14 protein-coding genes are annotated in these 12,955 nt (G+C 61.0%); all 14 read right to left on the bottom strand.

Annotated features, from left to right (window positions below):
• Nucleotides 1-7 precede the first annotated feature (7 nt).
• Nucleotides 8-667 carry an ethanolamine utilization microcompartment protein EutL gene (eutL, locus tag K2184_RS06715; protein WP_004104369.1) on the bottom strand — a complete coding sequence of 220 codons (660 nt, stop codon included), beginning with the start codon at nt 665-667 and terminating at the stop codon, nt 8-10.
• A 9-nt stretch (nt 668-676) separates the two neighbouring features.
• Entirely contained in the window at nt 677-1,570 is an 894-nt protein-coding gene (eutC, locus tag K2184_RS06710; protein ID WP_163525770.1) for an ethanolamine ammonia-lyase subunit EutC, read from the bottom strand.
• A gap of 20 nt (nt 1,571-1,590) precedes the next feature.
• Nucleotides 1,591-2,952: an ethanolamine ammonia-lyase subunit alpha gene (eutB, locus tag K2184_RS06705; protein WP_004104373.1), complete on the bottom strand. Its 1,362-nt coding sequence runs from the start codon at nt 2,950-2,952 to the stop codon at nt 1,591-1,593.
• A gap of 11 nt (nt 2,953-2,963) precedes the next feature.
• The gene (gene eutA / locus K2184_RS06700) at nt 2,964-4,367 is read right to left on the bottom strand and encodes an ethanolamine ammonia-lyase reactivating factor EutA (protein WP_151386476.1); all 1,404 of its coding nucleotides are present in this window, start codon (nt 4,365-4,367) and stop codon (nt 2,964-2,966) included.
• On the bottom strand, nt 4,364-5,596 hold the full coding sequence (eutH, locus tag K2184_RS06695; RefSeq protein ID WP_004114356.1) for an ethanolamine utilization protein EutH: 1,233 nt from the start codon (nt 5,594-5,596) through the stop codon (nt 4,364-4,366). Before eutH ends, eutA begins: the two co-directional genes overlap by 4 nt.
• A gap of 215 nt (nt 5,597-5,811) precedes the next feature.
• Complete coding sequence (gene eutG / locus K2184_RS06690) at nt 5,812-6,999, bottom strand: ethanolamine utilization ethanol dehydrogenase EutG (RefSeq protein ID WP_163525767.1); 1,188 nt, start codon at nt 6,997-6,999, stop codon at nt 5,812-5,814.
• Nucleotides 6,989-7,828, bottom strand: a complete 840-nt coding sequence (eutJ, locus tag K2184_RS06685; protein WP_004104382.1) for an ethanolamine utilization protein EutJ — start codon at nt 7,826-7,828, stop codon at nt 6,989-6,991. The genes eutG and eutJ overlap by 11 nt, the downstream gene beginning before the upstream one ends.
• A gap of 12 nt (nt 7,829-7,840) precedes the next feature.
• Entirely contained in the window at nt 7,841-9,244 is a 1,404-nt protein-coding gene (locus K2184_RS06680) for an aldehyde dehydrogenase family protein (protein ID WP_016809543.1), read from the bottom strand.
• A gap of 11 nt (nt 9,245-9,255) precedes the next feature.
• A complete protein-coding gene (eutN, locus tag K2184_RS06675) occupies nt 9,256-9,543 on the bottom strand; it encodes an ethanolamine utilization microcompartment protein EutN (protein WP_004104386.1) in 288 nt (95 codons plus the stop codon).
• Nucleotides 9,544-9,657: 114 nt separating this feature from the next.
• On the bottom strand, nt 9,658-9,948 hold the full coding sequence (gene eutM, locus K2184_RS06670) for an ethanolamine utilization microcompartment protein EutM (RefSeq protein ID WP_000387720.1): 291 nt from the start codon (nt 9,946-9,948) through the stop codon (nt 9,658-9,660).
• A 41-nt stretch (nt 9,949-9,989) separates the two neighbouring features.
• Nucleotides 9,990-11,006, bottom strand: coding sequence for a phosphate acetyltransferase (gene pta / locus K2184_RS06665; protein WP_004104391.1), 1,017 nt, complete (start codon nt 11,004-11,006; stop codon nt 9,990-9,992).
• Nucleotides 11,003-11,806 carry an ethanolamine utilization cob(I)yrinic acid a,c-diamide adenosyltransferase EutT gene (gene eutT / locus K2184_RS06660; protein ID WP_004114363.1) on the bottom strand — a complete coding sequence of 268 codons (804 nt, stop codon included), beginning with the start codon at nt 11,804-11,806 and terminating at the stop codon, nt 11,003-11,005. Before eutT ends, pta begins: the two co-directional genes overlap by 4 nt.
• Nucleotides 11,803-12,495, bottom strand: coding sequence for an ethanolamine utilization acetate kinase EutQ (eutQ, locus tag K2184_RS06655; RefSeq protein WP_023321405.1), 693 nt, complete (start codon nt 12,493-12,495; stop codon nt 11,803-11,805). Before eutQ ends, eutT begins: the two co-directional genes overlap by 4 nt.
• Complete coding sequence (gene eutP, locus K2184_RS06650) at nt 12,473-12,952, bottom strand: ethanolamine utilization acetate kinase EutP (RefSeq protein ID WP_004114369.1); 480 nt, start codon at nt 12,950-12,952, stop codon at nt 12,473-12,475. Before eutP ends, eutQ begins: the two co-directional genes overlap by 23 nt.
• Nucleotides 12,953-12,955 lie beyond the last annotated feature (3 nt).

Here is a 12,955-nt window from a genome sequence, read left to right as displayed (position 1 = left end):
TTCCCCCTTACGCGCGCTGGATTGGATGACGGGCAATATCCAGAACGGCATCGGTAAAGGCATTGCAGGCTGCCTTACAGGCGGCCTGGCTCCCCGTCAAGAAGGCGGCCGAATAGTTGGTTTCCGACGGCGGCGGCACGTAGGTCACCAGCTGCACGTCGGCCGATTTCATCGCCGCGTCAATGCCGAAAGTGGCCTCCAGCGGCGGCGCCACCAGATAGGCGATCGGATCGCCCAGCGCGATGCCTGAAGAAGACGAGAGATAAGAGCCGGTACGCGACACCACGTGCGCCAGGAACGCCGTATCTTCGGCATCGTTGGCCCACTGAAACGCCGCTCCGCTTTCGATATGCGCCATCATCGCGTCCAGGCCAGCGCGAACTTCCGCCGGGTTCGGGCCGCCCAGCATAATCAGCACTTCCCCTGCGGTTGGCGACGGGCCGTGAGCCGCGCCAGCGTAGAGGGAGCGACCGTAAACCACTTCAACCATCGCCTGTTTTGTCGCTTCGTCAGCGGCAATATAGGTCACATCATCCGAATCCGCCGTGATGAGTCCGAGGCTACGTATATGCGGCGGTAATTTAAGCTCGCGGGCAAAGCCGTCATTTACCGAAGCAATCACGCGCATGGCCGTCACCGAAGGGCGAATTAAATCTAATGCAGGCATGATGCCTCCTTAACGAGTCATGTTGATGCCGGAAGCTTTCTGCTCCAGCATGCGTTTGGCCAAATCGACGATCACCGCAGCGGCTTCTACCGGCGGCGTGCCACCCTGGTGAATATTGGAAATACAGGTCCGGTCCGCTTCGACGGTGGTTGCCACGCGCGGCGAATACACGGCGTAACAGGAGAGGCTTTCCGACTGCCCCAGCCCGGGACGCTCGCCTACCAGCAGGATGACCACCTTCGCGCCGAGGATTTCGCCAATCTGATCTTCAATTTTGACCCGTCCGTAGCGGACGAAGAACGGCGTACCGACCTTCAGCCCGGCCTGCTTCAGCCCCGACAGCAGCGGCGGCAGGATCTCTTCATAGTTGACGGTAATCGCGTCCGTAGAGAGGCCATCGGATACCACCACCTGAACGTCAGGATTCGCCACGCACTGCGCCTTCAGCGCGTCAATCGCTTCCGGACTCAGGCGACGGCCCATATCCGGGCGCGTAAGGTAGAGGTTCTTGTCGCTAATCTCGGAATGCACCTCGAGCAATCCCTGGTTTTTCACCCACTCTTCCGGAACCTCTTTCAGCACCGTATCCTTAGAGCGCGAATGGTCGGCGAGGAAGCGCAGCAGCGCGAGGGTGCGCGGACGCGGGCCGGCGCGGCCGGTGCAAACGCGCGCCGCCGTGCTGCGTTTCAGTTCGGCCAGCACTTCCGCGCGATGCGGCTGCTGCACGCCAATCCAGCCTTTAGCCTCTGGCGATCCTAAATCCAGCGCGCAGCTCTCCGCCGCGACCTCACACCGGCTGCCGCACTTCGTCGCCGCAGCCTGAGGCGCCGCTGCGGCCGCCTGGGGTTGTCCCATTGACGCCATCACGCTACGTACAATTTCTTCAATCTGCTTTTGATCCATCATGTGTCATCCCCGCGTCATCAAAAGAACAGTGACGGATCGCCCGCCCGTTGGGTCAGACGACCGTTTGCCATAATGCCCATGGTTTCCAGCCAGCGTTCGAACTCCGGAGACGGCCGTAGATTCAGCAGCTGACGGACGGTGGCGGTATCGTGAAACGCGGTGGTCTGATAGTTGAGCATGATGTCGTCGCCGAGCGGCATGCCCATGATGTAGTTGCAACCGGCGGTGGCGAGCAGAATCATCAGGTTTTCATTGAGATTCTGATCGGCGTCAGCATGGTTGGTGTAGCAGCAGTCGCAGCCCATCGAGATGCCGCTCAGCTTGCCCATAAAGTGATCTTCGAGACCGGCGCGAATAATCTGCCGGTCGTTATAGAGGTACTCCGGCCCGATAAAGCCCACCACCGTATTGACGAGGAACGGATCGTAGTGCCGCGCCAGGCCATAGTTGCGCGCCTCCATCGTCACCTGATCGGCGCCGAAGTTCGCGCCAGCCGACAGCGCCGAGCCCTGCCCGGTTTCAAAATAGAGGCAGTTTTCTCCGGCGATACGGTTGAACTCGGCGCCGACCGCCCGCGCTTCATCGAGCATCGCCAGCTCCACGCCGAACTCTTTTAGCCCCTTTTCGCTGCCGCAGATGCTCTGGAAAATAAGCCCTCCCGGCGCGCCGCGGCGGATCGCTTCAATCTGGGTAGTGACATGCGCCAGCACGCAGCCCTGAGTCGGGATATTAAACTTGTCGATAACGCCGTAGACGGTATCGAGGACGCGGGTCAGGTTCTCCACGTCATCGGTCACCGGGTTAACGCCGATCACCGCATCGCCCGCGCCGAACGAGAGCCCTTCGTAGATTTGCGCCGCAATGCTCTGCACGTCATCGCGGGTATCGTTCGGCTGCAGGCGACAGCTAAAGGTGCCCGGCAGGCCGATGGTGGTGTTGGCTTTTTTAATCACCGGCATTTTCTTTGCGCCGTAGATCAGGTCGGCGTTGGAACAGACCTTCGCCACCGCCGCCACCACTTCTGAGGTCAGCCCTTTGCGCACAAACGCAATATCGTCGCTGGTGACTTCATCGTTGAGCACGTATTCGCGCAGGTCGCTGATGGTCCAGTTTTTAATCCGCTGATAAGCGGTTTCGTTGACATCGTCCTGAATCAGGCGCGTCACGCAGTCCTCTTCATAAGGGATCACCGGGTTATTACGAATATCGGCGACCGTCATATCGGAGAGCACCTGCTTCGCCGCTACGCGCTGCTGCGAACTTTCTGCCGCCACGCCCGCCAGCACATCCCCCGAACGCAGTTCGTTGGCTTTAGCCAGCACCTCTTTTACATCCTTAAACTGATAAACATTGCCGAACAATGTGGTCTTTAATTTCATAAGTCGTTCCCTCAGGAAGGAAATGCGAGTGATTTCACCGTCACCGGCACAACCGATCCGCCAAAAAGAGGCGTACCAATGTCGATATAGTCCCCCGCCCGTACGCTCACCTCATCGATGACCGCCAGCGGGAGTTGTTGCAGCTGCGGGCGCAGCAGCATGCCCAGCGCTTTGCCAAAGTCCTGCTCGGCCACCACCAGCAGGGGATGTGGATTGGGAAAGCGCGCGACAAAAGCCAGTAGCGCGTCAATCACCACCAGCAGGGCGGCGTAGCGCACCGGCAACGAAGCAGGAAGCGCCAGCACGTAAGCATCCGATCCCGGATCCAGATCGAGCTGCAGCAGCGCCTGCTGCCAGGCGCTCAGCAGATCGGATTCATCAAGCGGGATCGCCACCGGCAGATTGCGCAGCGGGAGCTGAACCCCTTCCAGCCAGATGGTGCTGCCGGAAAGGGAGAGCGTATGCGCGCCGGCGCCAATCACCGTGGCGCGCACGGTTTGCGCCGGAAACTGCACGTTCATCTTCCGCAGCCGCGGATGCTCGTGCAGCGCCGTGGCCAGCAGCGGTCCGATATCCGCAAAACAGAACGGGTCGGCAGGCTGGTTGCGGTAGCACTCGCCCACTCCGCCGGAAAGGGTAATCACCTCGGGTACCGCGCCTGCGGGCAGCAGGCCGGTTTGCATCAGCCGTTGCGCCAGCGGAGAGAGCGTGCCGTCGATAACTTCGACGATCAGATCCGCCATCCGACGCGCTACCCGCGCTAACTGCGAAGCACTCAACGCGCGCGCATCGGCGCCTGCGCCAAAAACCTCATCGACGATCATTTGCCCCGGCTGATGGGCATAAACCACGCGTCCCTGGCCGTCGGTCTCCAGCAGGCGTCCGCCAACGTTCAGGCAGGCGGTGGCGCTGACTTTTCCCGCTTCAAATAGCGCGTAATTTGAGGTACCGCCGCCGATATCAATGTTCAGCACCCGGCACATCCGCTGTTCAGAAAGGGTTTGCGCCCCGGCGCCGTGACCGGCAATCACCGATTCCAGATGCGGCCCGGCGCTGGCCACCACAAAGTCACCCAGCGACTGCGAGAGCGCCATCACCGCCGCCCTTGCGTTGCGGGTTTTCGCGCTTTCGCCGGTGATAATGATCGCCCCGGAGTCCACCGATTCTGGGGCAACCTCTGCGGCCTGATACTGCGCCAGAATCAGCGCCTTGAGTTCGTCCTCCTTCAGACCGCCCTGTTTATCAACCGGGGTAAAGAAGACCGGGCTTTGCCAGCTAATTTCGCGTTTGATGAATTCGTAGCGCGGCACCTGCGACACCGCCGCACGGTTAACCAGCTCAAGGCGGGAGAAGATCACCTGAGTGGTGGTGGTGCCGATATCGATGCCGACGCTCAGCAGCTGGCGAGTTTTCACGATTGCGCCTCCGCTTCGGTGGTCGCCGCCGCCGGTGCGTTTTCATCTTTCGGCACCAGCAGCATCGCCACGCCAATGGCGGTAACGCCGCCGATCAGCTTGCCGACGATCATCGGGAAGATCATGGCGTTCATGTTGGCGGCGGCGAAGCCTAAATGGTCGCCCAGCGCGAAAGCGGCGGAGACGGAGAACGCGCAGTTAATGACTTTGCCGCGAGTATCCATCTGTTTCATCATGCCGAACATCGGGATGTTGTTGGCCAGCGTCGCCACCATGCCTCCGGCGGCCATATTATTGATTTTCAGCAGATTACCGACGCGCATCAGCGGCTTTTCAAACCAGCGGGTCAGCAGCAGCACCATCGGATAAGCGCCGAGCAGCACGCAGGATATCGAGCCAATGACTTCAATGGCGCGCATCACCTCGCCGGGCTGGTCGCCGGGAGCCATAAAGATCGGATCAAGCCCCGGGATCAGATCCCAGCCCAGCAGGAACTTGATGACCGCTGCCGCCAGGCCGATGGTGATCAGCGCCACCAGAAATTTGGCGAAGATCTGGAAGCCGTTGATCATTTTTTCCGGAATAAACTTCAGCCCCAGCGCGACCAGCACCGCGACGATAAGCACCGGGATCATATTCATCAGGATCAGCGCGAAGGTAAACTCTACCGGCTGACCGTTAATCTCCACGCCGGAGTACATGGCCACCAGACCGCCGGCGATACAGCCGATCGGAATCGTAACGATCCCGGCCAGCACGCCCAGCGCCAGGTAGCGGCGGTCAGAGGGTTCGATGATGCCGAGCGCGACCGGAATGGAGAACACCAGCGTCGGCCCCATCATCGCCCCGAGGATCAGGCCGGAATAGAGCCACGCCGCCACGTCGCCGCCCGCCAGCTCTTTGGCGAGGAAGAAACCGCCCATATCGCAGGCCAGCAGCGTGCCGGCAAACATCGACGGGTTGGCGCCGAGCATTTCATACAGCGGAATAATCACCGGCCCGAGCAGGTGCGCCAGTACCGGCGCCAGCGCGGTCATCCCGACCATCGCCAGGCCCAGCGCCCCCATCGCCATAAACCCCTCTTCGAACTGGCCGCCGGAGCCCTCAATGCTTTTACCAAACTTGCCGAGAAAGCGCGCCGAGCCGCCAAACTGCGACAGGATCCTGTCCACGGCGGCAATCAGCATAAAGAACATCATGATGTACATGATGATTTCGTTAATTCCCATAGCCCTTACTCCCTGTCATTCGTTATGTGTAAAGACGTCCCATGGGCATACAACCAACGCCAGGACGGTAGCCCGGCATCGCCTCCGGGAAATTCTGTAACGTTTTGCGCACTTCTCCCGGGGGCGGCGCTTTGCGCCTTGCCGGGCTACGGGCTGGTAGCCCGGACAGACGCGCAGCGTCGCCTCCGGGATAATCAGCCGGGGTTAACGCCGCATCAGTGCGCCGCCGCGTACAGATCGATAATCTGCTCCCGGCTGGCGGTGCGTGGATTAGTGCGCAGACAAATGTCCTCCTGCGCCGCCTGCGCCCATGCGCTGAAATGTTCGGCCATCGCGCCGGCATCCGAGAGTCGTTTGCTCAGACCCACTTCAGCAATCAGCTCGCGTACGGCGGCGATAGCCTCACGATCGTCGGTTTTCTTACCGGTTAACGCCCGGCCGATTTGGCTGAAACGCTCGCGGCGCACCATGCGGTTAAACTCCATCACCGTCGTCAGCAGCATGGCGTTGGCCTGGCCGTGCGGAATATGCAGCGCTGCGCCAGGCTGATGCGCCATCGCATGACATAAGCCCAGACCCGCGCTGGAAAAGGCCATCCCCGCCATACAGGAAGCCAGCAGCATACTTTCGCGCGCGGCAAGATCCTGGCCGTAGCCAACGGCCTTCGGCAGCGACCGGCCGATCATCGCTATCGCGCCAATCGCCAGGCTGTCGGTGAAGGGCGTCGCGTTGAGCGCGCTGTATGCCTCAACGGCGTGGGTCAGCGCGTCAATCCCGGTCATTGCCGTCACCTGTGGCGGAACGCCTTCGGTCAGGGCGGCGTCGAGAATCGCCACGTCCGGCATGAGCGAGGCATGGGCCAGCACTTGCTTACGCCCGCTGACTGCATCGATAATCACCGTCACGTTGGTGGTTTCCGAGCCGGTTCCGGCGGTGGTCGGCACCGCAATCAGCGGCAGACGCGGGCGCAGTACGCTGCTTTCCGTCATCGCGCTTAACGTCTGCTCCGGGTTGGTGACTAACAGCGCGACCGCTTTCGCCGCGTCCAGCACCGAACCGCCGCCAAAGGCCACCACGCCGTCGCACTTCGACTCGCGCAGCTGCGCCACCGCCGCGCAGACGTCGGTAATGCACGGTTCTCCCGGCGGACAGGGCCAGACGGTCATCGTCACCCCTTTCATTGCCAGGCTGCGAGCAAGCCCGGCGGTCATTCCCGCCTGATGCAGGAAACTATCAACCATCACCAGCAGATGGCTTAGGCCCCGCGCTTGCGCCTCCTGTCCGCAGGCGCTCAGCGCGCCGAGGCCGCACAGCGTTACCGGCGGCACGCTGAAGGTTTTCACCCGCTGCAGATTCAGGGTATCGAACGCCTGAAAGAGCGCCGTCTGCAGTTCAGCTTGCATAGATTCCCTCCGCTTTCTCTCTCCCGCTGCTGGCTATCGCCAGCGGGGTCATAAACAGGCTGTGCTGCGGTAAATGCACCCGTAATTCCGGGAAGCGTTTGCGAAACAACGCGTCCACGCCCGGCTGCATACAGGAGCCGCCCGCCAGCCATAAATCGGCAATGCCATGTCCTTCAATATGGTGAGCAACGATCTCCGCCATTTTTTCGTACACCGGCTTCACCACCGGCCAGATCTCCTGCGCGTTGCTGCGCTTGTACTGCTCCGCCTCTTCCAGCGGGATACGACGATTTCCGGCGAGGGTCAGGGAGATATGGTGGCCGCCGGTCGCTTCATCGGCGGAGTAGGTCACCAGACCCTGCTTAACGATGGCGATGCCGGTGGTACCGCCGCCAATATCCACCACGCCGGCGTTATCAAGCTGCAGCAGATCCGCCACCGCGGTCGGTTCATCCAGCACGTGGCTAACTTCCAGGCCGGCAGATTCGAGTACGTTGATCGAAATACGCGGGTCGGTACCCGGCGGAAACGAGGTCGCCGCATGGGTGAAGCGGCAGCCGAGCTGCTGTTCAAGAACGTCGAGATGGCGGCGCACGAGGGTAACGGCGCCGAAGAAATCCCAGACGATGCCGTCGCGCACGACGTCAGCCCAGTCCAGGCACACTGCAACCGGCTGGCCATCGCCATCGACCACCATCGACACGACATCGCAGGTGCCTAAATCCACGCCCAGCCACAGCGGCGAACCGCTGTTCGCAGGCGTCTGGTTACACAGGGCCGCGGCTTTTTGTAGCCTGGGAGTGAGCCAACGTTGTTCGTCGTGCGCCATCTCTTTCACTCCTTATACGATGCGGAACGCATCCACCAGCACGCAGCGACGCAGACGGACAAAGGTACGTGCGCTGGTTACCCCCTCCCCGGTCGGCGTAGTGATGGTCATGGTGGTCCAGCCCTCTCCGCCCAGCCCGAGCCCGGCAATGCACGGCCCGTTTTTGACGAAAATGCTGGTATCAATGGCGTTGGCCATCTGATTCATGTTGTCGATATTGCGCGAGTGCATCGCCGCCGTATGGTGGCAGCCGCCTTCCAGCTGTACCGCCAGCGCGATAGCGTCATTGACGCTGGCCACCCGTACGACAGGGAGTACCGGCATCATCAGTTCAGTCACGGCAAACGGATGGCTGGCCGGCGTTTCAACAAACAGCAGGCGCGTCTGCGGCGGAACGCTCAGGCCAATAGCGGCGGCAATCTTGCTCGCGTCACGTCCCACCCAGTCACGGCTGACCGTACCTTTGCCGCGCTCATCGATATTCTTCAGCAGCACCGGCTGAAGCTGCTCGGCCTGGGCCGCGCTGAGCTTCACCGCCTGCTGGCCTTCCATCAGGCGCATCAGCTCGTCGGCGACGCTATCGACGACAATCAGCACCTTTTCGTCAGCGCAGATAATGTTGTTATCAAACGAGGCGCCTTTGACGATGGACTGCGCGGCGCGCGCCAGATCGGCCGTTTCGTCGACCACTACCGGCGGGTTACCGGCCCCGGCGGCAATCAGACGTTTATTGGTATGCTTGCGTGCGGACTCCACCACCGCTTCGCCGCCGGTGACCACCAGCAGACCAATGCCGGGGTACTTAAACAGCCGCTGGGCCGTTTCGATATCCGGGTTCGCCACGGTGACCAGCAGATTGGCCGGACCGCCCGCGGCAATTACCGCCTGGTTGAGCAGCATAATCGCCCGTTGAGAGACTCTTTTCGCCGCCGGATGCGGGGCGAACACCACGCTGTTGCCCGCGGCAATCAGGCTGATAGCGTTATTAATCACCGTTGCCGCCGGGTTGGTGGAGGGGGTGACCGAGGCCACCACGCCCCACGGCGCGTTTTCTATCAACGTCAGGCCGTTATCGCCGGTCAGCACCTGCGGGGAGAGACATTCGACGCCCGGCGTGCCGCGCGCCTGGGCCACGTTTTTGGCAAATTTATCTTCAACGCGTCCCATGCCGGTTTCGCTGACGGCAAGCTCCGCTAATTCTCTGGCATGTTTTTCGCCTGCCTCACGAATGGCGTGAATCGCCAGCTGGCGCATCGCCACGCTTTTCAGCCCCTGCTGAGCCACCTTTGCCGCCGCGACGGCGTCATCAAGGGAGGCAAAGACGCCCATCTCATGAACGGCGCTGTCCGGCTGGCTGCTGTCCTTCATTTTCAGCAGTACGGCTTTCACCACCTGTTCAATATCCTGTTGGTTCATGATGTTCAGTCCTATTTATGGAAAATCACCTGGCCGCCGGCCACCGCTTCATCGACGATACCGATGACGCACAAATCCACAGGAGACGCGTCGCTGCGGTGTGCCTGTCGCGCCGAGCTGCCGCTGACCAGCAGCACCCATTCGCCGGGCCCCGCGCCGATGCTGTCGATGGCGACGGCGCACTGTCCGTCGGGCTTGCCCGCAGCATCAATCATCTCCACCATCAGCAGCTTGTCGTGCGCCAGCCCCTGATGGCGAACGGTGCAGACAATTTGTCCCGTGACGACTGCCAGTTTCATACCCGCCTCCCTGGATTGCGTGGTGAGTCATGGGCCGGATAAGCGCAGCGCCATCAGGCAATGGCGCGCGTTAATGCCGAAGGACAACCCCGGCGCGCCTTATCCGGCTAACCATCAGATGTTGCTGTCGCCTTTGAAACTGATGGGGAACACCTCCTCCAGATCGCCGTGCGGACGCGGAATCACGTGCACCGAGACCAGCTCGCCGATACGCTGCGCCGCAGCGGCGCCGGCATCGGTAGCGGCCTTGCACGCTGCCACGTCGCCGCGCACCATCGCGGTGACCAGTCCGCCGCCAATCTGCTTCACGCCAACCAGCTTCACGCGCGCGGCTTTTACCATCGCATCAGAGGCCTCAATCAGCGCAACCAGGCCCCGGGTTTCAATCATTCCTAATGCTTCCATTGTGTTTTCCTCTTGCGTAAGGGGGTCCAGAACGGGACCGTTCATTCAACCTGCATGGGTAAGCGGCAATCGCTGCTTACGTCACTCCGGCGCGGCACGGCTGCCACTAACGCCAGTTCGATAATTTCCTGCACGCTACAGCCTCGGGAGAGGTCATGGAGCGGTGCGGCCAGCCCCTGAATCAGCGGCCCGATCGCACGATAGCCGCCCAGACGCTGGGCGATTTTGTAGCCGATGTTGCCCGCCTCCAGCGATGGAAAAACCATCACATTGGCCCGTCCCTGCAGCGGACTGTCGGGCGCTTTTTGCGCGGCGACCTCCGGCACGAAGGCGGCGTCAAACTGCAGTTCGCCATCCACCATCAGCTGCGGAGCGCGCTGACGCACGATCTCTGTGGCCTGCTGTACGTTGGCGACGTTGGGGTGGCGGGCGCTGCCGTTGCTGGAAAACGACAGCATCGCCACCCGCGGCTCCTCGCCGGTAATCGCCTGCCATGTCTCAGCGCTGGCGATAGCGATATCCGCCAGTTGCGCCGCCGTCGGCTGCGGCACCACGCTGCAGTCGGCAAATCCCAGCGCCGGTCCGACGTACTGCGGCAGCATCAGAAAGATCGACGACAGCGTTTTGCAGCCAGGCTGAAGGCCAATAATGCGCAATCCGGCGCGCAGTACGTTCGCCGTCGAGGAGAGATTGCCGGCAATACACACGTCGGCCTTTCCGGCGCTGACCATGGCGGCGGCGAACATCAGCGGGTCGTTGAGTTTTTCCTCCGCGTCCGGCGGCGTTTTTTCCCCGGCCCGATCCAGCCAGCGCCGGGCAAAGGCGGCGCGCATTTGCCGGTTGCTGTACGGATCGACAATCTGCATTCCGTCCATCGGCAACCGGTGGCTGAGGGCGAACTGGCGCAGAGCAAAAGGGCTGGCGATCAAAATCGGCTTTGCCAGCCCCTGCTGCTGCAGGTAGTGCGCCGCTTTAAGAACGCGAATGTCCAGGGCATCCGGAAACACCACCCGGGCGGGCGAACGCAAAGCCAGTTGACGCGCGCGTTGAATAATCATTGCTCCCCTCCCAGGCGTTGTTGGATCTGGCTGACGGTTAGCGGATGGTTTGCCACGCATAAAATCATCATCACGTAGACGGTGCTGGAGAGGCGGTTGAGCGCCTGCAGAATGTCCGGACGTAAGACCTCAAAGCTGCGCGTAATAAAGACCTGGGCGGCGATCGTTTCCGTCTCCCGAACCCGGGTGCGCAGCAGATTGAGCAAGGCGGCATCGCGGCCGTGAGCGGCTTCAGGCACCAGATGATCGTGGCCGAGATAGCGCAGCGGCTGGTGGGAAAGGCGATGCAGCTCATCCTCATTCAGGCCGACGATGGACTGCGCCGCCAGCGGTTCATCCATAGCGTCGGCGCGCATAATATTGCCCAGACGCGAGCGGATATCCGCCAGCCAGGGCTGCCATGGCTCCGCCAGTTCAATTTGCAGCCATACCGCCAGGGCGATGGTGGCGTCGAGCGCGGCGCGAAAGCCCAGGCGCGGATCGCTTTTAGCGACCATTTTGTCCGCCGTTAGATGGGTCAGGGTGTCCGGTTTTTTTTCGACCGGCTGGCGGCACAGTTCGCAGCAGGCCTGCGGATGTGTGTCGCTGCTGGTTAAACCGTGTACCGGCTGCGGCTGCTGCGCGTCGTCATCGACAAACAGGCTTCCCTGCTCATCGAGAAACTTAATGCGCAGACGGCGGCTCTCCAGCAGTTCTCGGGCCGAAGGCGTCAGACGAGCGTCGGCGGGCAGATGAATTTCTGCCCCTTCGCTGAGCGTATGGTTCGCTCTGAGCCAGGCTTCGGTAATAAAATCTTTCATAGCGATTGCCAGTTCGCAGGCCAGGCGACGTACAGGAAGCGCACGGTCGATGGCGTGCCGAATTCAATGCTGGAGCCTTTCGGGATAAACATCACATCGCCGGCTTTGGCCACCATGGTTTCACCTTCATGGCGTACGTGGAGTTCTCCCTCCAGCACCATGTCGACTTCGTCATAGTTCAGCGTCCATGGGAAAAAGGCGTTTTCCCACTGCATAAATCCGGCGGCCATACTGCTACCGTCCTGCTCGGTGACTAAATCCGTTAAGCCGACGCAGTGCGGTTCCGCGCCGTCGAAGCGGCCAAATTTCACGCTGCTGCCGTCAATGACTTTGACGCCGCCTTTGCCGGTGACCGCCTTAAAGCTGGGCTGCATATCGCCCAGCGCCAGCGACTGTTTTTCTTGCATCACCTTGTCCATCAGCTGCGCGACCAGGCTTTCGGTAAACTGCCCTTCCGGCAGCTGGGCAATAATGGTTTCGCGAATGCGCTGGCTTTCGGTTTTGCCCTCCTCCACCGGTACCGCCGCTTCTGGCGCGGACTCATCGCACTCTTTGATGGCGACGCCCAGCAGCTCCGCGACTTCGCGAGCTTCCGGGGTGATGATGCTGGCGCGCAGCACAACCGATATTTCCTCTTCACCTCGCGCGTGGGCCGCACGAATATCGTTAGCTGTGATTAGTTTCTTCACCTGCCCCTTCCTCCTTTTGGCTGAGCTCACTCAAGTAATTCACCAGCTGCTCTACGCTTTGCGGGTCGTGAGCGTTGAGCGCGAAAATTGGCTCTTGAAACCCCATCTCGTACAGCAGTTGCCGCACCGCGGCGACGTTAGCGTCCGGCATGTCCGTTTTGCTAATCGCGGCGATATGGCGTTTATTCGCCCCAATATCCAGTAACCCGGCGGGTAGACGACTTTCGGTATCATTTGCCGCGTGGACATAAATCAGCGTATCGACATCCTGCAGCGTGGTAATTAATGCGTGATACCAGCGAGGATGACTAAAATATTCTCCTGGTGTGTCGATATCGCCTTTTTCATTAAATTCCACGGCCTGCGTTTTTCTCGCGAGGGAATAATTCCCGTGCAGCGCATTAAATAGCGTTGTTTTTCCCGCGCCCACCGTACCGACAAATGCAATACGCTTCATCGC

Origin of the sequence: Klebsiella sp. K5-306, from assembly GCF_051835185.1 — a bacterium.
Taxonomy (GTDB): Bacteria; Pseudomonadota; Gammaproteobacteria; order Enterobacterales; family Enterobacteriaceae; genus Klebsiella; species Klebsiella oxytoca.
This window is presented reverse-complemented; position numbering and strand designations above follow the sequence as displayed.